The 20,729-nt window shown below is 62.1% G+C and carries 17 protein-coding genes; 9 read left to right on the top strand and 8 right to left on the bottom strand.

Features of this window, described 5'->3' with window-relative positions:
• Positions 1 to 63 precede the first annotated feature (63 nt).
• Together ACILSQ_RS17730 and ACILSQ_RS17725 are read left to right on the top strand one after the other, a co-directional pair.
• Positions 64 to 327: a hypothetical protein gene (locus ACILSQ_RS17730; RefSeq protein WP_395744986.1), complete on the top strand. Its 264-nt coding sequence runs from the start codon at positions 64 to 66 to the stop codon at positions 325 to 327.
• 11 nt (positions 328 to 338) lie between these two features.
• Entirely contained in the window at positions 339 to 737 is a 399-nt protein-coding gene (locus ACILSQ_RS17725; RefSeq protein ID WP_395744985.1) for an HNH endonuclease, read from the top strand.
• A gap of 6 nt (positions 738 to 743) precedes the next feature.
• On the opposite strand, the gene ACILSQ_RS17720 is transcribed toward ACILSQ_RS17725, so the two are convergent.
• The 3 genes from ACILSQ_RS17720 to ACILSQ_RS17710 form a co-directional block, all read right to left on the bottom strand.
• The gene (locus tag ACILSQ_RS17720) at positions 744 to 1,913 is read right to left on the bottom strand and encodes an aminotransferase class V-fold PLP-dependent enzyme (RefSeq protein ID WP_395744984.1); all 1,170 of its coding nucleotides are present in this window, start codon (positions 1,911 to 1,913) and stop codon (positions 744 to 746) included.
• Positions 1,914 to 2,086: 173 nt separating this feature from the next.
• Positions 2,087 to 2,458, bottom strand: a complete 372-nt coding sequence (locus ACILSQ_RS17715) for a hypothetical protein (RefSeq protein WP_395744983.1) — start codon at positions 2,456 to 2,458, stop codon at positions 2,087 to 2,089.
• Entirely contained in the window at positions 2,455 to 3,477 is a 1,023-nt protein-coding gene (locus tag ACILSQ_RS17710; RefSeq protein ID WP_395744982.1) for a peptidylprolyl isomerase, read from the bottom strand. The genes ACILSQ_RS17715 and ACILSQ_RS17710 overlap by 4 nt, the downstream gene beginning before the upstream one ends.
• 233 nt (positions 3,478 to 3,710) lie before the next feature.
• Between ACILSQ_RS17710 and acs the strand changes: the two genes are divergently transcribed.
• Entirely contained in the window at positions 3,711 to 5,639 is a 1,929-nt protein-coding gene (acs, locus tag ACILSQ_RS17705) for an acetate--CoA ligase (protein WP_395745168.1), read from the top strand.
• Here the strand turns inward: acs and ACILSQ_RS17700 are convergent.
• Positions 5,636 to 7,030, bottom strand: a complete 1,395-nt coding sequence (locus ACILSQ_RS17700; protein ID WP_395744981.1) for an apolipoprotein N-acyltransferase — start codon at positions 7,028 to 7,030, stop codon at positions 5,636 to 5,638. The genes acs and ACILSQ_RS17700 overlap by 4 nt on opposite strands.
• Positions 7,031 to 7,166: 136 nt before the next feature.
• Between ACILSQ_RS17700 and ACILSQ_RS17695 the strand changes: the two genes are divergently transcribed.
• From ACILSQ_RS17695 to ACILSQ_RS17670, 6 genes are all read left to right on the top strand, one after another.
• A complete protein-coding gene (locus ACILSQ_RS17695) occupies positions 7,167 to 8,408 on the top strand; it encodes a PQQ-binding-like beta-propeller repeat protein (protein ID WP_395744980.1) in 1,242 nt (413 codons plus the stop codon).
• Positions 8,409 to 8,505: 97 nt separating this feature from the next.
• Positions 8,506 to 9,825 (top strand): bifunctional UDP-3-O-[3-hydroxymyristoyl] N-acetylglucosamine deacetylase/3-hydroxyacyl-ACP dehydratase, encoded by a 1,320-nt coding sequence (locus ACILSQ_RS17690; RefSeq protein ID WP_395744979.1) that lies wholly within the window; start codon positions 8,506 to 8,508, stop codon positions 9,823 to 9,825.
• Positions 9,826 to 9,843: 18 nt separating this feature from the next.
• The gene (gene lpxA, locus ACILSQ_RS17685) at positions 9,844 to 10,650 is read left to right on the top strand and encodes an acyl-ACP--UDP-N-acetylglucosamine O-acyltransferase (protein ID WP_395744978.1); all 807 of its coding nucleotides are present in this window, start codon (positions 9,844 to 9,846) and stop codon (positions 10,648 to 10,650) included.
• 13 nt (positions 10,651 to 10,663) lie between these two features.
• On the top strand, positions 10,664 to 11,806 hold the full coding sequence (locus ACILSQ_RS17680; protein WP_395744977.1) for a glycosyltransferase: 1,143 nt from the start codon (positions 10,664 to 10,666) through the stop codon (positions 11,804 to 11,806).
• Between the two features lie 118 nt (positions 11,807 to 11,924).
• Positions 11,925 to 12,608: a GDSL-type esterase/lipase family protein gene (locus ACILSQ_RS17675; RefSeq protein WP_395744976.1), complete on the top strand. Its 684-nt coding sequence runs from the start codon at positions 11,925 to 11,927 to the stop codon at positions 12,606 to 12,608.
• Positions 12,605 to 13,681, top strand: coding sequence for an acyltransferase family protein (locus ACILSQ_RS17670; protein ID WP_395744975.1), 1,077 nt, complete (start codon positions 12,605 to 12,607; stop codon positions 13,679 to 13,681). Before ACILSQ_RS17675 ends, ACILSQ_RS17670 begins: the two co-directional genes overlap by 4 nt.
• Positions 13,682 to 13,805: 124 nt before the next feature.
• Here the strand turns inward: ACILSQ_RS17670 and asnB are convergent, their stop codons facing one another.
• From asnB to murJ, 4 genes are read right to left on the bottom strand one after another with little or no spacing between them, the layout of a single operon-like run.
• Positions 13,806 to 15,749, bottom strand: coding sequence for an asparagine synthase (glutamine-hydrolyzing) (gene asnB, locus ACILSQ_RS17665; protein WP_395744974.1), 1,944 nt, complete (start codon positions 15,747 to 15,749; stop codon positions 13,806 to 13,808).
• A gap of 3 nt (positions 15,750 to 15,752) precedes the next feature.
• Positions 15,753 to 17,891, bottom strand: coding sequence for a glycosyltransferase (locus tag ACILSQ_RS17660; RefSeq protein ID WP_395744973.1), 2,139 nt, complete (start codon positions 17,889 to 17,891; stop codon positions 15,753 to 15,755).
• Entirely contained in the window at positions 17,888 to 19,168 is a 1,281-nt protein-coding gene (locus ACILSQ_RS17655; RefSeq protein WP_395744972.1) for an O-antigen ligase family protein, read from the bottom strand. Before ACILSQ_RS17655 ends, ACILSQ_RS17660 begins: the two co-directional genes overlap by 4 nt.
• On the bottom strand, positions 19,165 to 20,523 hold the full coding sequence (gene murJ, locus ACILSQ_RS17650; protein WP_395744971.1) for a murein biosynthesis integral membrane protein MurJ: 1,359 nt from the start codon (positions 20,521 to 20,523) through the stop codon (positions 19,165 to 19,167). Before murJ ends, ACILSQ_RS17655 begins: the two co-directional genes overlap by 4 nt.
• Between the last annotated feature and the right edge of the window lie 206 nt (positions 20,524 to 20,729).

Below are 20,729 nucleotides of genomic sequence, written 5' to 3'. Positions count from 1 at the left end.
ATTGTGTCTTATCGAGACAAACTGCGCCTTGCGGTTTTGTCATCTTTCCTGCATCTTTAGCGCATGATTGCAGCTGTTGAATCCACGGCTTTGGGGCGCATGTTGCGTCCCATGAGCAAGGTCATGAGCATGGAATTGGCTCGTGAACTTGTTGCTTTGAAGGTCGAGGATGATACGCAGGAACGTTACGATTATCTCGCCGCAGGAAGACGCGAAGGTTCCCTAACTTCCGATGAAGAAGCCGAACTGCAGGACTTGGTGCAGGTGAATTCGATGCTCAGTATGCTCAAGGCCGAGGCAAGGCTGCTGCTGGCGAATGCCGCTTAGGCTTCTTCGCGATGAACCGCGCCATTATTGACCAAGTGCGCCAGCGTGCATCTGAAAGGTGCGAATACTGTGGAATTCCCGAAACGGATTCCGGCCTGCGTTTTCACGTTGAGCACATCATCGCTTGTCAGCATGGGGGCTCTGACGAATTGGGAAACCTGGCGCTGGCGTGTCCCGACTGCAATTGGAACAAAGGAACCAATCTGACCGGGATCGATCCTGATACTGGTGACGTGACTGTTTTGTTCCATCCGCAGCGTGACGCGTGGCGGGAGCATTTTCAAAATGACCCGCCCCGCATCAAAGGTGATACTGGGACAGGGCGCACCACCGTATGGTTGCTCAATATGAATCATCCTCTTCGTCTGCGTCACCGGCTTTGGTTGTGGCAGTTGGGTGAGTGGCCTTGATGATTGTTAAACAGCTTCCCCGATCACCTGTGCCACTCGGTCCATTTCAGCCTCGGTGTTGTAGAAATGCGGGCTGAAGCGGATGAGGGGCTGGCCGGCGCGGTTGTGGCGGAGGGAGGTGAAGATGTTGTTTGAGGCGAGGTTTTTGGAGATGTCTTCCAGCGAACGGCCGGGGTGCTGCACGGTGGTGATGGCGGAGGCGTTGGTGCTGTTGTGCGGATCGGGGCCAAGGAAGGTGAAGCCGAGGGGCTGCAGACCGGCGTGGAGGCGGGCTTTGAGCTTGAGGAGCTGGGCGCTGATGGCGGGGAGGCCGACTTCGAGAATGAGATCGATCCCGGCTTTCATGCCGAGGATGCCGGAGATGTTGAGGGCACCGGGCTCATAACGGCGGCCGCCGCGCTCGAAGGCGATCTCCTCCTGCGCGATGAAGTTGGGGCTGCGCACGTTCCAGGAACCGAGGAGGCTGGGGCGCAGCATTTCCTGCAGCTCTTCGCGAACATAAAAGATGCCGGCGCTCATGGGGCCGAGCATCCACTTGTGAGAGTCGGCGGAGAGGAAGTCGACGTGATCGACGCGGGTGTCGAAGGCGCCGACGGTCTGGATGGCATCGAGGCAGAAGAGGATGCCGCGCTCGCGCAGCATGCGGCCGATGCGGTCGATCTCGATGCGGTAGCCGCTTTGGAAATGGCAGGAGGCGAGGGCGACGAGCTTGGTTTTGGGGGTGAGCGCGGCTTCGACGAGCTCGGGGGTGATTTCGCCTGGCGTGGCGGGTTTCAAGAGTTTGAGGACGACGCCGCGGCGCTCCAGGTCTGTCCAGGGATAGACATTCGCGGGATAGTCGTCGAGATAGCAGACGACCTCGTCACCCGGCTGCCAGGGCAGGCCATTGGCCACGAGGCTGAGGCCGACGGAGGTGGGGCCGATGAGGGCTATCTCGCTGGCCTTGGCACCAATGAGTTTGGCTGCGACGACGCGCGTCTCATTCACGGCGCGCCAGGCCTCCGGATACTCCTGCATGCTCAGGCAGCACTGCTCCAGATAGTCCTGCATGGTGCGCGTGACGCGGCGGGGCAGGATGGTGACGCCGGCGTGGCCGAGAAAGAGGCTGTCCTTGATTACCGGGAACTCCTGCTGGCGCAGGGATTCATCAGACAGAAGGGCGTCGAGGGTGAGCATACGGAAATGACGAAACCAGAATTAAGAATGACGAATGAATAACGAAGTCCGAATGACGAAAGGGGCATTATTTCGTCATTGATTCGACATTCGTCATTCTGGTTTGATTCGCTGCGATCACCCTCCGGGCTCACTTCGTTCGTCTGTCTCGCTTCGCTCGGCTCGTCATTTCGCTACGCGACCTTCAGGGTCTTGGCGCCTTCGTCGATGAGGTGCCAGAAGCTTTTGGACTGGCTGAGGGCCTCGTCTTCGCCGCCGCCGGGGAGATTGCTGCGGAAAAGGAAGTCGGTGAGGGTGTTTTTATGCAGCACGCGGTGGACGCTGATGTTTCCCTCCACCACGGCGAAATAGATGCGGTGGTCGCCGGCGCGGCAGCGGTAGAGTTTTTTGCCGCTGCGCTCGAGCACGCCGTAACGTTTGGCGAGAATGGCGTCGTCAATGTCCGCGGGCTGGATGTTCAGCGCCTCGAGGAGATGAAACTGCACCTGGGTGGGCAGGTGGGAGAGCTCTGCGGCGCTGATGTCATTGAAAACGATCTGGATCATGGAGTGGAAGATGCCGGCGGTTCAGGAGGAGAGGTGAATGGCTGGTAGCGTTTGATGTTGTGTTTTTTGCGCACGGTTTCCATCCACTTGTCGATGTTGCCCTTGGACTTTTCCTGATTGATCATTTTTTCGATCTCGGGGCGGAGCTTTTCAATATCGGGGGCGGCGCCGAGTTTTTTGGCGTCGCAGGAGACAATGATGAAATTGGACTCCAGATCGAGCACCGGGCTGATGCCCCCGGTTTTCAGCTCCATGGCGGCATTGGCGATGGCGGGCATGAGATCGGTTTTGGACATCCAGTCCCAGGAGCCGCCGTTTTCGGCGTGGCTGTCCTGGGACTTGCTTTTTGCAATGGCGGAAAAATCGGCCCCCTGGAGGATTTTCGTCCGCAGCTCCTCGGTGAGCTTCCGCTGCTTTTCCGGCGTGGAGCCCGCCTCGCCGGTGAATTTTGGGATGGTGATGGTGGAGATTTTGATCATGTCCCCCTCGCGCCACTTATCCACGTTTTTGTCGTAGAACTCCTGCACCTCACGGGGGGTGGCCGGCGGGTGCTCGCCGGCATTGCGCGCCCGCATGACGTTCATGATGACCATCTTTTCGCGCAGCTCGCGAAATTTCTTCAGGCTGACGCCGCCCCTGTTCAGTTCATCAATGAAGGCGTCGCGGTCGCCTTTGAAGCTTTCCCGGATGATCTGATTGATGTCTTCATCGACGTACTGAGCCTTGAGAACGCCGCCGATTTTCTTGAACTCGGCGAGCAGGAGCTCACGATCGATGAGGGTTTCAATGGCGCTTTGACGCAGAAGGCCGATCTCCTTGTTGATGCGGGTGGGATCGTTTCGGTACTGAAAGAAGATGACCTGCTCCTGCGCCTTGATGGTTTCCTCCACTTCTGAGGTGGTGATGGGGACGCCATCAACAACGGCCGCGATGCCGATCTTGGAATAAGGCTGGGCCGAGACGCTGAGGCAGGCGGCGATGGCAAGAAATGTGAGCAGGCTGATACGCAGGGGAATCATGACAAATGAAGGGGGCTAGAGTAGGGTCTGGGAGGGCTCTGGGCAAGGCGAAGTTCGTCCGCCAGGGAGGGGGGATGCAGCTTCGCCTTGCGCGGGCGCGGGCTCCGGTTTCTACTCTGCGCCTCGCAATCGCCGACCCCACCCAGCCTATGAGCAAGAAAGCCGCCGCCAAACCCACCCCGAAGAAAGCTGCCAAAACCGCCGCCAAGGCCGGGAGCAGCTCCAAATCTCTGATGACCGAAAGCCGGGTGTTCAAGCCGAGCGCGGAGTTTTCAAAGAAGGCGCGCATCGGCTCGATGGCGCAGTACAAGAAGATGCACGAGGAGTCGATCAAGCACCCGGACAAGTTCTTTGGCCGTGAGGCGAAGGAGCTGCACTGGACGAAGCCCTTCACCAAGGTGCTCGACTGGAAGTGTCCGAACGCGAAGTGGTTCACCGGCGGCAAGATCAATGTAAGTGAGAACTGCCTGGACCGCCACCTGAGCGGCCCGCGCAAGACCAAGGCGGCGCTGATCTGGGAAGGCGAGCCAGGGGAGAAGCGTGTGCTGACCTACCAGCAGCTTCACCGCGAGGTGTGCCGCTTTGCCAATGTGCTGAAGCGCCACAAAGTGAAAAAAGGCGACCGCGTGATCATCTACATGCCCATGGTGCCGGAAGCTGCCGTGGCGATGCTGGCGTGCACCCGAATCGGCGCGATGCACAGCGTGATTTTCGGCGGCTTCAGCGCGGAGTCGATCAAGGACCGCGTGATGGACTGCGGCGCGAAGATTGTGATCACGGCGGACGGCGGCTACCGCCGCGGCGCGGTGGTGCCTTTGAAGAAGAATGTGGACGATGCGCTGAAGGCCAAGGACACGCCGGTGGAGACGGTGATCGTGTACAAGCGCACCGGACAGGACGTGCATATTGAAGAAGGCCGCGACGTGTGGTGGCACCGTGAGCTGGAATACGTGGACGCACGCTGCGCCCCGGTGGCGATGGATTCTGAGTCGCCTCTGTTCATCCTCTACACCAGCGGCAGCACGGGCAAGCCGAAGGGCATTCTGCACACCACCGGCGGCTACCTCCTGCATGCGCAGATGACCTGCAAATACGTCTTCGACCTGCGTGATGATGATGTGTACTGGTGCACGGCCGACATCGGCTGGGTGACGGGCCACACCTACATGGTGTATGGGCCGCTGGCGCTGGGCGCCACTTCGCTGATGTTTGAAGGTGCGCCGAACTGGCCGGAGAACGACCGCTTCTGGAAGATCATTGAGGAGTATTCCGTCACCGTGTTTTACACCGCGCCGACGGCCATCCGCGCCTTCATGAAATGGGGCGACGAATGGCTGAAGAAGCATGACCTGAGCAGCCTGCGCCTGCTGGGCACGGTGGGTGAGCCGATCAATCCTGAAGCCTGGATGTGGTACCACAACAAGGTGGGCGGCGGCAAATGCCCCATCGTGGACACCTGGTGGCAGACGGAGACCGGCGGCCACATGATCACGCCGCTGCCAGGCGCCACGCCGACGACCCCCGGCACGGCCACGCTGCCCTTCTTTGGCGTGGATGCTGCGATCGTAGATGATCTGGGCAAGGAAGTGGGTGTGGATGAGCAGGGCAAGCTGGTGATCCGCAAGCCGTGGCCTTCCATGCTGCGCGGCATCTGGGGCGACAAGAAGCGCTACCAGGACGCCTACTGGAGCGAGTTCAAGGGCTGGTACTTTGCCGGTGACGGAGCGCGCCGCGACAAGCAGGGCAATTTCTGGATCATCGGCCGCATCGACGATGTGCTGAACGTGGCGGGTCACCGCCTGGGCACTGCCGAAGTGGAAAGTGCGCTGGTTTCCCACCCCGCCGTGGCCGAGGCCGCGGTGGTGGGGCGCCCGGATGAGATGAAGGGCCAGGGTGTGGTTTGCTTTGTGACGGTGAAGGAAGGCGTGAAGTCCAGCCGCGAACTGGGCGAAGAGCTCAAGAAGCACGTGCGCAAAGTCATCGGTCCGGTGGCGACGCCGGACGAGGTGCGCTTTGCGGCCGCGCTGCCGAAGACGCGCTCCGGCAAGATCATGCGCCGCCTGCTGAAGCAGATCGCCGCAGGTGAGCTGATCAAAGGCGACACCACGACGCTGGAAGACATCAACGTCATCGCGCAGCTTGCTGCCGGCGGGGAGGATTAATCAGAACTGAGACCGGCTGGCTGCGGCATTTTCGGTTTTGAAAATGCCAGCAGCCAGGCAGTCCAGAGAAGCAGGGTGCCGAGCGCCAGCCATGGCGTCAGCCAGCCCCAGCGGGTGTAGAAGGTGAGGCTCCTGATCGGTGAAACCGTGCCATTGAGCACGCCCTGCTTCATCGCTCCAAGGGAGGCTGTGGCGTGGCCGTATTGATCGATGATCTGTGAGACGCCGGAAGAGGCGGCGACGACCATGCAGCGCCGGTTTTCCGCAGCCCGCACACGCAACAACTGCGCATGCTGGATGTGCTGCCATGCCGACCATGATGCGGCGTCCATGGAGGGAACGGCCAGGAATTCCGCGCCAGCCAGCACCATGCGCCGCACCACGTCGTGGAAATCGCAGTCGAAGCAGATGGGAGTGCCGATCTTTCCACGGAAGGGCGGATCGAGCCGACCCTCCCCGAGGGTGGCTTCGAAGGCGGCAGCCGTGGGGCCGTGCTCCCCGTCATCGAACAAGTGCACGGTGTGGTTTTTGCCGTGTTCGCCGATGATGGCGCCGTCAGCGATTGTGAGCGCGGTGTTCTGCCACTTCGCGCCTTCCAGCCTTGTTTGCGTGCCGAAGACAAGCAATGCTTTGGAACGGGTCGTGAGATCCTGGATGGCGGACAGTTCGCCGACGCCCGAGCGCCGCAGGTCTTTTGACACCGCATATTCCGGCCACACGATCAGCAGGGTTTCGGGGGGAGCCTGGCGGGAGAGTTCAAGGTAGGTATTGAGTGGCGCCGACTCCGCCTGGATGGCGGTCACGGGTATGGACGGGACTTTGAACAATTCCATTTCCAAGAGCCATCCCACTGCGACACCCGCCATCAGCAGCGCGGCAAGCCGGAGATGCCGCATGGCGAGCACTGCAACGATCCACGCTGCCACGAACCCCAGTCCATAAACGCCCACCCATGAGACCAGCGGCCAGGGCTCCAGCGCGAGGCCAAGATGAAGCCATGGAAAGCGCAGCGGCATGAGCTCGCAACGCACAAACTCCGTGCCGGTCCATGCCACGGCGATGAACAGCGCGAGCCGCCGGCCTGTGATGCCGCGCAGCCGGACGATGCAGACCAGCCAGCCAAACAGCGCCGGGAAAAAAGCCAGGATGGCCCAAAGCAGAATGCTAAAGGGGCCGAAGATGTGCCACATCCATGAAAGGCCGGTGCCGAAGGCCAGCATGCCCCAGCCGCAGCCTGCCATGAACCCCTGCACAGGGCGGGATGTGTGAAGAAAGCCCACCAGCACGCCCACGCCGAGAAGGGCCAGCGGCCACCAGCCGAAGGGCGGAAAGGCACAGGCATAGCCGGCTGCGCTGGCGATCAGCAGAAGGATCCGGTTTGCATGCTCCATGACGAGGAGAGGTTACGAGAGGGAGGTTCCCAGGTGCAAGCTTGCAATGGACAGGGCATTAAGAGAGCATGGCAGTCGGAATGACATGAATGCCCGCCGCCTGACGTTTCATCAGCCGTTCATCCAACCATTCACCATGAAACTTGTCTTCCCGCTGATTTTCATTTTTGGCGCAATCGTGCCTCTGCATGCCGACAACTGGCCCATGTGGCGTGGGGCCAATGGGGACGGGACCTGCACGGAGGCAAACCTGCCGGAGAAGTGGAGCCAGACGGAGAATGTGGTGTGGAAGGTGGATCTGCCGGAGCGGGGAAACTCGACGCCGGTGGTGTGGGGCGACAAGGTCTTCGTAACACAGGCGATTGAGAAGGAAGGGAAGCGGCTGCTGCTGTGCTTTGACAAGCAGACGGGCAGGCAACTGTGGGATGCGGGGGTGATTTATCGGGAACCGGAGCTGACGCACAGCACGAACCCGTATTGCTCGGCCTCTCCGGCCACGGATGGGGAGCGGGTGATCGTGTTTTTTGCGTCTGCGGGTGTGTACTGCTATGACATGAACGGAAAGGAGATATGGAAGCGCACGGATCTGGGCAAACAGCACCACATCTGGGGCAACGGCACCTCGCCGGTGCTGGCAGGAGCGCGGGTGTTTCTGAACTTCGGGCCCGGTGAGAACACGGTCTTGTACTGCTTTGACAAAAAGACGGGTAAAACCCTCTGGAAGCACAAGGAGCCTGGCGGCGCCTCCGGAGAGGGGGAAGGGAAGAAATGGCTGGGATCATGGGCAGATCCCCTGCTGCGCGAGGTGGGCGGCCGTGAGGAACTGCTGATGTGCTACCCCACGCGGGCCTGCGCCTTTGACCCGACGACGGGCAAAGAACTGTGGAGCTCCGGCGGGCTGACAAACCTGGTGTACAATTCACCGCTGTATGCGGATGGCGTGATGATCGCGATGAGCGGGTACAACGGTGCGGCGCTGGCGGTGAAGGCCGGCGGGAATGGAGATGTGACGGAGAAGAACCGGGTGTGGCAGATGCCGAAGGTGAGCCAGCGTATCGGCAGCGGTGTGGTGCATGATGGCTACCATTACATTTTGAGTGACGGAGGGATCGCGGAGTGCCGGGATCTGAAAACCGGGGAGATGGTGTTTCAGGAGAGGCTGAAGGGGAACAACTGGTCCTCCCTGGTGCTGAGCGCGGATGGGAAGTGCTATGCGGCGAACCAGATCGGCGACTGTTTTGTTTTCAAGGCGAACCCGAAATTTGAGCTCCTGGCCACGAATTCGCTGGGGGAGAAAATCATTGGCTCGATCGCTGTGAGTGACGGGAGGCTGTTTATCCGCGGACATCAGCACCTGTGGTGCATTGGAAAGCGGTAGGGGAGGGGGGCTGGGCTAGCCTGAACAGGGGAGGGCCGCTCCCTGCATTTCCCTTTGACCCTGGGGGGGCACGACGCTAACAAACGCGCTCCCGCCTATGGCCGCCTCCGACCGTCAGCACACCCTTGCCAAGCCCGTCTCGATGACGGGCACCTCGCTCCATACCGGCGAGCAGGTCACCCTCACCCTGCAGCCTGCGCCGGAGAATTTTGGCTTCAAGTTCCGTCGCATCGACCTGGAGGACAAACCCTTCATCCCGGCGCTGGTGGAGAAGGTGCAGAAGGTGGAGCGCGCCACGACCATTGCCGAGGGCGGCGTAAATGTGCACACGGTGGAGCATGTGATCTCCGCGCTGGCGGGCATGGGGGTGGACAATGCGATCATCGAGATGGACGCCAACGAGCCGCCCATCGCCGATGGCAGCGCGATGCCCTTTGTGGAGCTGGTCAAATCCGCGGGGCTGCAGGAGCAGAAGGACGCGCGCAAGTTTTTCGAGGTGCGCGAACCGATCTACCAGGAGACACGTGACGGCACCATCCTGACGATTGTGCCGGACAAAAAGTTCCGCATCTCCTGCACGAACGTGGGCCCGGGCGGACGCTTCACGCAGTATTACAGCACGGAGATCACCCCGGAGACCTACGAGAAGGAAATCGCAGCGGCGCGGACCTTTGTGTATTACGAGGACATCGCTCCGCTGATGGAGAAGGGGTTGATCAAGGGCGGCACGCTGGAGGCTGCGGTGGTCATCCGCGGTGAGACGCTGCTGTCCAAGCAGCCACTGCGCTTTGCGGATGAGTTTGTGAGGCACAAGATCCTGGACATTGTGGGAGACCTGATGCTCTCGGGGAAGCGCATTCTCGGCCACGTGATCGCCGTGCGCCCCGGCCACGGGCCAAACACGGAGCTGGCGCGCGCTATCGTTGCGCAGTACAACCAGATGCGCAGCATGGTGCCGGTGCCAGTGAACATTCCGAGCGGCGAAGCAGTCCTGGATGTGAACGAGGTGATGAACATCCTGCCGCACCGCTACCCCTTCCTGCTGGTGGACCGCATCATCGGCTTTGAGGGCGAATCCAAGTGCACGGGCATGAAGAATGTGACGATCAACGAGCCGTTCTTCCAGGGGCATTTCCCCGGCCACCCGATCATGCCAGGCGTGCTGCAACTGGAGGCGATGGCGCAGGTGGCGAGCATCGTGCTGCTGCGGATGCCCGGGAACCAGGGCAAGATAGGCTATTTCATGAGCGCGAACAATGTGAAGTGGCGCCGGCCGGTGCTGCCGGGAGACACGCTCGTCATTGAAACCGAAATCCTGAAGACCAAGCGCAGCATCGCCAGCGGCATCGGCCGCTGCAGTGTGAACGGGCAGGTGGTGTCCGAGGCCGAGCTGATGTTCAGCGTGGTGGACCGCTAACAGACAGACTACTCACGCATGCCAGCCTCGATCCACCCGACCGCCATCATTGATCCCTCCGCCAAAATCGGTGCGGACGTCCACATCGGGCCTTACTGCATCATCGGCGCGGGTGTGGAACTGGGGGAAGGCTGCTGGCTGCAGCATCATGTGACCATCATGGGGCCGTCGAGGTTCGGGAAGAACAACCGTTTCTACGCCTACGGGTCCATCGGCCAGCAGACGCAGGACTTGAAATACCGGGCGGAGCCGACCTGGCTGGAAGTGGGGGACAACAACACCTTCCGCGAGTTTTGCTCCGTACACCGCGCCACCTCTCCGGGAGACAGCACGATCATCGGCAGCCATAACAACTTTCTCTCCTACGTGCACATCGCGCATGACTGCGTGGTGGGGAATCACGTGATCTTTTCCAACAACGGCACGCTGGCCGGGCATGTGGTGGTGGAGGATCATGTGATCATCGGCGGCCTCACGGCGGTGCATCAGTTCTGCCGCATCGGCACGCGCTCGATCATCGGTGGCTGCGCCAAGGTGGTGCAGGACATCCCGCCGTACTGCACGGCGGATGGCAACCCGGCGCGTGCGCGCGGACTGAACATTGTGGGGCTGCAGCGGGCGGGATTCACGCGCGAGCAAATGCGCTCCCTGCGGGAGGCCTTCCGCAAAGTGTACCGCAGCGGCCTGAACAATGCGCAGGCGGTGGAGGAGCTGCGTGCGGAAAAACTGACACCGGAGGCCGCGGCCTTTGCGGATTTCGTGGCCAGCACGAAGCGCGGAATCATTTTTGGTGGCAAGGCTGCGGTGGACGACGAAGAGTGCTGAACAGCTTTCTTCGATGCAAATCCTGCTTGTGACCGAACCTGGGGTGGACGGCGTGTTCCGGCACGTCGAGGCTCTGGCGTCGTTTCTGATGGAGCGCGGGCATCGGGTGCATCTGGCGTATTCGGATGTGCGCGGCTCGGACCGGCTGACGCAACTGGTGGCGCGGGTGCAGGCGGCGGGTGGCAGGACGGTGAATCTGGCCGTGAGCAATGCACCGGGCCCGGGGGATGCGGCGGCGCTCATCAAGCTGCGCAGGCTGGTGCGGGAGGCGAAGCCCGATGTGATCCATGCACACAGCTCCAAGGCGGGTGCGCTGGCACGGGCGCTGGTGGGGCTGGGAGTTCGGATTCCGATTTTTTACACGCCGCATGCTTACTACGGGCTGTCTGGCAAGGGCGGGATGAAGGCGCGGGTGTTTAATGCGGTGGAGAGGGTGCTCGGGCGTGTGGGAACGACGATCACTCTTTCAGAGGGAGAGAGGAGTTTTGCGCGCGAGGTGCTGCGGATTCCGCAGAAGCGGCTGAGGTTGATTCCCAATCCGGTGGACTGTGCGCGGTTTCGGCCGGCGGATGTGGCGAAGCGGCGGGATATCCGCGCGGCGGTGGGGGTGCCGCCGGAGGCTGTGCTGCTGGGATCGGTGGGGAGGCTGACGTTTCAAAAGGACCCGCTGACGCTGTATCGTGCGTTTGCCAAAGCGTGTGAGAAGAGGCCGGAGCTGTGGCTGTATCATCTCGGTGATGGTGAGCTTTCGGCGGAGTGTGCGGCACTGGCGGAGGAGCTGGGGATTCGGGCGCGCATTGTGCGGCAGACTTATCTTTCGGAGCCGCTGTCGTTTTATCAGGCGCTGGATGGGATGATTCTCACCTCGCGCTATGAGGGGTTGTCGTTTGCGGTGCTGGAGGCGCTGGCCTGTGATGTGCCGGTGATCCTGAGCCGGGTGCCCGGGAACCAGGATTTTGTGGAGATGGGCCTCTCGCACTGCTGGTCGGCGGCGAAGGAGGATGTGGGCGGGTTTGCTGAGGCGATTGGGAAGTGGGCGGAGGATTGTGGGAAGGCACGGCCTTCGAATCACCGGCAGGTGGCGGAGGAGCGGTTCAGCCAGGAGGCGTGCTTTGGGGCGCTGGTGAAGGAGTATGAGAGTACTCGTGAGCTTTAGCTCACTCTGGATGGCGCGGATCCTCCCGGAGCGGGCTGAAGCTCGCGAGTACTTTGGCGCTGGGTTTTTACTGCGCAGCTTGATCTCGTGAGAGCGGGGGCTTAGCTTTTCCGTGTACATGTCTTTGCGCCGCATTTTTCCAGCCCTTTTCTGCCTTGCCACGGCGGTGTGGACGCATGCCGCCGAGGTGCCGTGGGAGGCGGCGATGAGGGATGATTCGGCGGACTGGGCGAACACGGTGAAGCAGCAGGCGGAGGCGGTGAAACAGGCGCAGGCGAAGGTGCTTTTTATTGGCGATTCACTGACGGAGAGCTGGGATGAGGCGGTGTGGAAGGAACATGTCGCTCCGGTGAAGGCGTTGAATTTTGGCGTGGGGGGAGAGGGGCCGCAGCATGTGCTGTGGCGGCTGGAGCATGGCATTCTGGGTGGGCCGGCACCGGAGACGGTGGTGCTCATGATCGGCATCAACAACTTCTGGCGGGATTTCAGCGCCAGCGACACGGCGCGGGGGATTGAGACGATCGTGGAGCGCGTTCACGCAAAGCACCCGGGCACGCGGATTGTGCTGCTGGGGCTGCTGCCGGTGTATGAGGCGGCATCGCCGATCCGGCCTTGGATTGGTGAGATCAACGGGCGGCTGAAGCAGCTCAAGGGTGTGGAATACCATGATCTGTCACCGGCTTTTCTGGAGGCGGACGGGAACCAGCGGCTGGAGCTTTACAAGGAGGATCACCTGCATCTCAGCAAAGCGGGGTATGGGGTGCTGACGCGTGAGCTGACTCCGATCCTGAAACTGCCATGAACTCGATCAATCCCAGGCTGAGAATCGGAGAGCTGGATGCCCTGCGCGGCATCGCGGCTGTGGCGGTGCTGCTGTTTCATTTCACCAGCGGGATTGCGAAAAACTGGACGTTTCATCTCTACGATCCGCCGTTTCAGTTTCCGTATGGCGGCGCAGGGGTGGATCTGTTTTTCATGATCAGCGGTTTCGTGATTTTCATGACGCTGGATCGCGCGAAGTCGGCGGCCAGCTTTGCGGTGGGGCGTTTTTCACGGTTGTACCCCACGCTCTGGGCCTGTGCGGTGATCACACTGCTGGTGACGGCCAACTTTGGCCTGCCGGGCATGGAGGTGAACTCGGGGGAAGCTCTGTGGAACCTGACCATGCTGCCGCGCTTTGTCCGTGCCCGGATGATTGACGGGGTGTACTGGTCCCTGGAATACGAGCTGCTGTTTTACGTGGCCATGCTCATCCTGCATCTCTTGGGGGCATTTAAAAAGCATACGGTGCCGGTGCTGCTGCTGTGGCTGGCTGCGGCGGCGGCAGCGCATGGGATTCTCACGCATTTGAATGCGGAGTCGCTGGTGTATCGGCTCACGGGGAAGATCAAGGCGGTGACGAGCCTGGACTACATCCACCTGTTTGGCGTGGGCATGATCTTGTATGATTCGCACCGCCGGCGGGCATGGAGCGCGGGGCACTCGCTGGTGCTGCTGGTGTGCGGGGCGATAGCGTGGTGGAAGGCGGAGAGCCAGCTTCATTTTGCGCTGGTGCTGGCGTTTGGGCTGCTGCTGCACCTGGCCACGACGGGGCGGCTGCCGTTTCTCAATGCCAAGGTGCTGGTGTTCCTGGGGGCGATTTCGTATCCGCTGTATCTGATTCATCAGAACATCGGGCTGATTTTGCTGAATGCGCTGGGGGCGGTGACGACGTCGGCCTGGATGCGGCTGGGCGTGACGGTGGTGGCGATGGTGCTGCTGGCGTGGGTGATCTCGGTGTGTATTGAGCGGCCTTCGATGAAGTGGGTGCGGGAGAAGATGAAGAGGTTGACGGAGCGCGGACCTCCGAGTCCGCAGCACTCCGCAGACGCTTGAAGCCCCGCATGGGCTTTTCTTTTGCTGCACGGATGTCGTCGTGTTTGCGACCTTTAGCGTGGAATGCCTCACGCCAAGTGCCTGCGACCTGCTGCGGGCTCGGAGACCCGCGCTCCTTGGCGACTTATGCCTTTTGCGCCTGCAGCCAGGCTTGGAACATGAGGATGTCCCAGAGGTAGAAGTGCCAGTTGCGGGTGCCGCTGAGGTGTTCGCTCCACTTTTGGCGGATGGGGGCGGGGTGGAAGAAGCCTTCGCGTTTGAGGCGTGATTCGCTGAGGAGGTCCTCGGCCCAATCGCGCAGGGGGCCGCGCAGCCAGATTTCCAGGGGGATGCCGAAGCCTTGCTTGGGACGGTCGATCATGGCCTTGGGCACGTGGCGGTAGAGGGTCTCGCGCATGAGCCATTTGCCTTTGCCGTTGCGCACTTTCATGGAATACGGAATGCGCCAGGCGAACTCGATGAGGTGGGTGTCGAGCAGAGGGATGCGGCCTTCGAGGCTGACACCCATGGCGGCGCGGTCCACCTTGGTGAGGATGTCGCCGGGGAGGTAGGTCTCCATGTCGAGGTACATCATGCGGTGGGTGAAATCGCTCACACGCGGCCATGCCTTGGGATTGGTGATGGCGGTGACGGGATCTTTGCCGTTGATCACAATGTCCGTGGGTTTTTTCCAGTAGGACATGATGTTGAGATACAGCGCCTCCATGCCGGGAGTGGCGACGACTTCCGCGAGCTTGTGCAACTTGTCGCCGACGGGGATGTGGCGCTTGCTCTTGGGCAGGACTTTGGCGCCGACGCTGTTGAGGACGCCGGGTGGCATGACGGTGAGCACGCTCGCAGTCAATTTCTTCATTGCGGGTGGCATCCAGGCAAACTTGTTCCAGAGGCTGCGGCCCATGGCGTAGCGTTCGTAGCCGCCGAAAAGTTCATCGCCGGCATCGCCGCTCAGGGCCACGGTCACATGCTGGCGCGCCATTTTGCACACGAGGTGGGTGGGGATCTGCGAGTAGTCGGCGAAGGGCTCGTCGTAGAGTGATGGGAGCTGCGGGATGACATTGAGCGCGTCTTCGCCGGTGACGTACATTTCGGTGTGCTCGGTGCCAAGGTGCTGGGCCACGCTCTTGGCGATCTCGGCCTCGTTGTACTGCTTCTCGTGGAAGCCGATGGTGAAGGTGCGCACGGGGCGGGCGCTTTGCTTCTGCATCATCGCGACGATGAGCGAGGAGTCGATGCCGCCGCTCAAGAAGGCACCGAGTGGCACGTCAGACACCATGCGCATGCCGACGGCTTTTTGGAGCATGGCTTCGAAGGTGTCGATGGCCTCGGCTTCGCTGCCGGTGAAAGGGTTGTCGAGGCCGCGCTCGACGACGTGGGGCAGGCTCCAGTACCAGCCGGGTTGTGGGCGCTCGCCGGGGGTCTTCATGCTCAACATGGCAGCGGGAGGCAGCTTGTGGAAGCCTTGGTAGATGCAGAGCGGGTCGGGGATGTAATTGAAGCGCAGCAGCGAGGTGAGAGCTTCGCGATCTACAGAAGCATTGAAGCCGGGGAAACGTTGCAGCGCTTTGAGCTCGGATGCGAAGACAAAGGTCTCGCCGATCCAGCCGTAATAGAGCGGCTTTTCGCCCATGCGGTCGCGGGCGAGATGGAGCACATGCTCCTGCTTGTCCCACACGGCGTAGGCAAACATGCCGTTGAAGCGCTTGGTGGCTTCGATGACGCCCCACTGGCAGAAGGCGGCGAGCATGATCTCGGTGTCCGAATGGCCACGCCAGGTGTGGCCGTGGGTTTCGATTTCGGTGCGCAGGTCCTGGAAGTTGTAGATCTCCCCATTGAAGACGATGACGAAGCGGCCATCGGCGCTGGTCATGGGCTGATGGCCGAGAGGTGAGAGATCGAGAATGGAGAGGCGGCGATGTCCGAGTGCGATGCCGCTGGAAGACTCGACCCATGCGCCTGCGTCATCGGGACCGCGAAGGATGATGGCATCCGTCATGGCGGTGACGATGGCGTTCATTTCATGCGAAGGGCATGAAGAAGGTGGAGCGAAGAAGCCAGCGATGCCGCACATGGATCAAGGATGGGGAAGGGGTGTGGCGAGGGGGTGCGGCGCGTGGGCCCGCGGTGAGGCGGCGGCTCTTCGTGGGGAGTTGAGCAAAGCGGCGAATTTTTGCAGCACGCTCTTAATGGAGAACTGCTGCTCGATGCGCTCGCGTGCGGCGTGATCGGGCGTGAGACCGGCATCCAGAATCTCAATGCAAGCTGCGGCGAGGGCTGCGGGGTCACGCGGCGGGACGAGGCGGCCGGTTTCGCCCATCACCCAGCGGGTGTCGCCGATGTCTGTGGCGACTACAGGCACTGCACAGGCCATGGCTTCGCCGACCACATTGGGGAAGCCTTCGCCAAAGCCGGAGGAGGACACGGCGATGTGGAGCGAGGCGGTGAGTTCGGGCAGGTCGTGGCGTTCGCCGAGGAGTTGGATGTTTGGCGGCACTTCGAGCTCCTCTGTGCCTGCGCCGACGATGATGAACTGTGTGGCAGGACGCTGCTGCGTGATGAGTTTCGCGGCGGCGATGAAGGTGGCGTAATCCTTCATGGGGGCATTGCGGCCAAAGCGCCCTATGAGGCCGGGCCTCCGCGTGGCAGGCCGCCAGCGGGCGAGGTCAAAGCCGTTGGGGATGAGCTCGGTTTTGACAGCGCGATAGCCGAGGGCTTCGTGCTGCTGGGCGCCTGTCTGCGTGTTGTAGGTGATGCGCTGGGGAAGCCAGGAGAGCCAGGCGAGAGCGCGGATGACGAGGGCGCTGCCGCGCTTCTCGTGCTTCAGATCGTAGAGACTCTGGCGCACGTTCCAAATCATCGGCACGCGTTTGAAACGCATGCAGCGGGCGAGCACGGCGGCAAAGCAGCCGTGATACATCCAGCCCATCATCACATCCGCCTTGGTTTCGCGCACGACTTTGAACAAGCCCCACAGCGAGCTCAGCGTGGGCCTGCCAGCAGGCATGTCGAGGCTGTGAACCGGGATGCCCGCCGCGCGCAAAGCGGTGGCGTGCTTGCCACCGGCGGTGAGGGACACGACGACGTGTTGAAACTGCGGCAGGCCACGGATAAGCTGCACGAGCATCATCTCCGCGCCGCCGCTGCCGAGGCCGGTGGTAAGCCAGAGAACTTTTTTGGAGAGCAGGCGGGTGGTGCGCTCGACAAGCTTGGCGACGCTGAATTCATCGACGATGCGCTGGCGGGGATTGTGCGGCTGGAAGGAAAGCATGCACTGCGCGAGCGCGGTGTGATCGCCCACAGGGAAGATTTGCGCTTTGTCGCCGATGAGCCAGGCGCTGTCGCCCACGTTGCTGGCGATGCAGGGAACGCCGCAGGCCATGGCCTCGCCGATGACATTGGAAAAGCCCTCGCCAAAGGCGCTGGAGTTCACCAGGCAGTCGAACTTTGCATAGACCGAGGGCATGTCGTCCTGCGCGGGCATCCAGGTGAGGCGCTCATCGAGGCCGAGGCGTGTGGCGAGCTCGCGCATCTGCTTTTCGTAACCGGGATCTCCAGAACCGACGATGATGAATTTGGCGTGCGGATCCAGCGCCGCAGCCGCGAGGAAGGTGGCGATGTCCTTCATCGGGTTCATGCGTCCGACAAGGCCGAAGGTGAGCGTCTGCGAAGGGGCGCGAGGCTGCGGTTTGAAACGCCCGGTATCAATGCCGTTGGGAATGACGTGCATCTTGTGCAGCGGGTAGCCACGGGCGGCGTAGTAGGCGCGCCCGGCCTGGGAGTTGCAGATGATGACATCGGCAAAGCGGGCGAGGAGGCAGTTGAGGCGGAAGCTGAGCCTGCCGAGGATGCCCCAGAGGTGGGCGTCTGTCTGAGAGTCGCGCACACCCCAGACGATGCGGGGAAATCCGCAGAAGAGCTTCAAGAACAAAGCCATGAGATTCGATTCCGCGAGGTAGCCGTGGATGACCTCGGCCTGGAGACTGCGTGCGACTTTGACAAGGCGCAGGAAGAAGCCCGCGAGATCCCAGCGGCTCTTTTTGCCGATGCACAGCGTACGCACACCGCTGGCCTCCAGCTCGGCGCGGAAGGGGCCGTCGTAGAAATGCAGCACGCTGACTTCGTGGCCTTCCTTCACCATGCCGGCGGCCAGCAGCACGAGCTGGCGCTGAGCGCCGCCATGGCCGAGGTCGCGGATGATGAAGGCGATCTTCATGACTGAGGCAGCGGCGTGTGAGAAGGCTCCTCCGCCTTGGCGGGTGAGCCAAGCACCAGACGGAAACGGCCGGTGTAAACCAGATTGCAGCAGACGGCGGCAGTGAACCAGTAGTGAGGAGACTCGGTGAGGATCTGGCTGCACGGGATGAACAACCATAGTGGGACGAGGCAGTAGAAGCCCCGCAGCCTGAGGGTAAAAACGCGGAAGGTGAGAAGCAGGAGATTTCCCACATACAAAAGCACGCCGAAGATGCCGATGTCGATCCAGAGCGAGACGACCTGGTTGTGAGGTTTCCACAAGCTGGTGCCCGCACCCGTGCCGTGACCCCACAGCGGCTCCTTGCCGGCGGCCTCCCAGCCATCCTGCAGGTCCTTGCCACGCTCGGGGGATTTGATGCGCTCGAAGTCCAGCTCGTAGATGGCCTTGAGGCGGTCCATTGTGTCCTTGTTGCTGACGATGCCGATTTTCGTGGAAGTCTGGGACAGAATGGCCACGCCACCAATGGCCAGCGGCACGGCAATGGAAAAGATGAGCAGCATGCCCATGAAGTGGTGGCGCAGATTGCCGACGATATAGGCGAGCAGCAGACAGGAATACACAGCCATGCCGCTGCGGCTCAGCGTGAGGGCGATGGCCGGCGTGACCACGGCAATGAGCGCCACATTCCACCAGAAGCGCGGGTTCAGCGTGAAGATGGCGGCGAGCATCAGGCTGATGATGATGGGCGGGTCATTCGGGTCCGTGGGGAAGCCGGCCATTCGGCCGTCGATGCGGGTGAAGGAGCGGAAGCCCAGCCACTCGTAATACACGCAGCCTGCGCAGACCAGCGAGGTGCACACGGCCACCCACATGGCCACGCGACGCCACGGCTCCGCGGAAAGCAGCAGCACGGTGGTGAAGGTCACGAGGAAATTGGAGATCAGCGTCATGACCACGATGCTGTGGTCTCCCAGGGCGGTGACGGTGAAGCGCTGCAGGAAGGCGGCGTCCAGCACGCGGAGGAGCGGGACGATGAGCATGAAAAAGGCGGCCGGGCAGATGCTGGGCTTGTTCAGCATCACCATGACACCCGCAAAGGCGAGCGTGAGCAGGGTGTAGTCACGCGGTTTGATGGGCAGCACCCCGGCATCGTCCGCCCAGGGGAGGTACTTGGTCATGGTGGGGACCAGCAGCGCGAGCGCGGCCAGGATGAGGAGCTGCACCAGACGCTCGCGGCGTTTGGCGGCAGCGCGCATGACTGCCGGCAGCATGGGAGCGGCGGCTGCGGTGCTCATGCGGCCTCCTTTCGGCGGATCACCATAAGGCAGGTGATGCACGTGACGATGGCGCAGATAAAATGCACGATGGTGGTGGAAAGCGCGATGCCCGCTGCGCCGAGGTGGCGCATGAGGAGCCAGTTGAGCGAGGCATTCAGCACCAGGGCGCCAAAGGCGGTGACGAGCATGAAGCGCGAAGCCTGGAGCGAGACAGCCACGCGCGCGGCCACGGTGCCGAGGATGTAGAATGGGATCTGGAAGGCCGCGTAGCGCAGCACCTCCGCCACGCGCTGCGTATCCTGCGGTCCGAAGGCGCCGCGCTCAAACAGGATGCTGACGATCCACGGGGCCAGCAGGCAGAGCAGCAGCGTCATGGGCAGCGCGGCAGACACGATGATCCCCGCGCTGGTGAAGAGGCGGCGGCGCAGCCCATGCCAGTCCCGCCGGGCCACGAGCTCGGCGAAATGAGGAAAAAGCACGTCAGCGGCGGGGCCTGCGGTGACGGACAGGACGATGGCGCAGACTTTGTCTGAATAGCCCAGCACGGCCACGGAGCCAGCGGTGAGCCAGGCGGCCATGGTTTGATCCACCACCACCGCGCTGCTGAAAGCGACCCCGCCGATCAGGAAAGGCATGGCATTGCGCAGCACCAGGCGCAGCAATGGCTCCGCATGGCGCAGCGTGCAGCGCCACCAGCTCAGGCGCCGCGGCAGCCTGCGGGAGACGGCCGCCAGCATCGCTGCGAGGTACGCCGCAGATCCCCAGACGGTGCCTGACACCAGCGTCCAGGCACTGACCTGATCCCCCGCCAGCAGCATGGCCGTGACGATGGCCAGGGGCACGAGCATGGGCGCGGCAGCCGCCAGCAGAAAGGTCTTGCCCGCGCGCAGCCAGGCACCGAGCTGCTGCGCCAGGCCAAAACAGAGCAGGAAGGGGACGAGGCCGCGCAGAAGGCCCACCGCCAGCGTCTGCTTGGCGGGAGTGAAGCCCCGGGTCGTCCACTGGACGACCCACGGCGCCGTCAGGGCCAGCAGGCCACCGCAGGCGAGCAGTACGGTGCAGTGAAAGGCAGCGCACTGCACTCCCAGGCGGGAGGCGCGGCGCAGGCCCCGGCGTTCGCGCAGTTCGGCGTAGGCGGGCACAAAGGACTCCGGCAGCCCTCCGGCCAGCACGCTGCAGGCAAAGGTGAAAAAGCCGAAGACGAGCATGAAGGCGTCCAGCTCATCGGCCGTGCCCAGTTTGTCAGCGACGAGGGCGTCCTTGGCAAAGGCCACGATCTTGCCCACCATGGTGAGCACCGCCACCAGCACAAAGCCGGAGACCATGGCCGATCCCGCCCCTCTGGCGAGCAGAGAGCGAAGCGGTGCGGGCATGGCGAGGCGAATATGAGACATTCGCATAAACTATAAACACCATAATAAAATTAGGCAAACTTGAGGTGCGGGTATTTAGGGGGCGGGGGAGATGAGGTGGGAGACCTCCGGGAGGGGAGAGATGCCGAATGCCGAATGATGAATGAGCGTTCTGAGGGGGCGGTGCTCGCCGCCCGAGGGGCATGCTGCCGCTGCAGCCGTCCACG

The organism is Prosthecobacter sp., from assembly GCF_044227185.1.
Lineage (GTDB): Bacteria > Verrucomicrobiota > Verrucomicrobiia > Verrucomicrobiales > Verrucomicrobiaceae > Prosthecobacter.
This window is presented reverse-complemented; position numbering and strand designations above follow the sequence as displayed.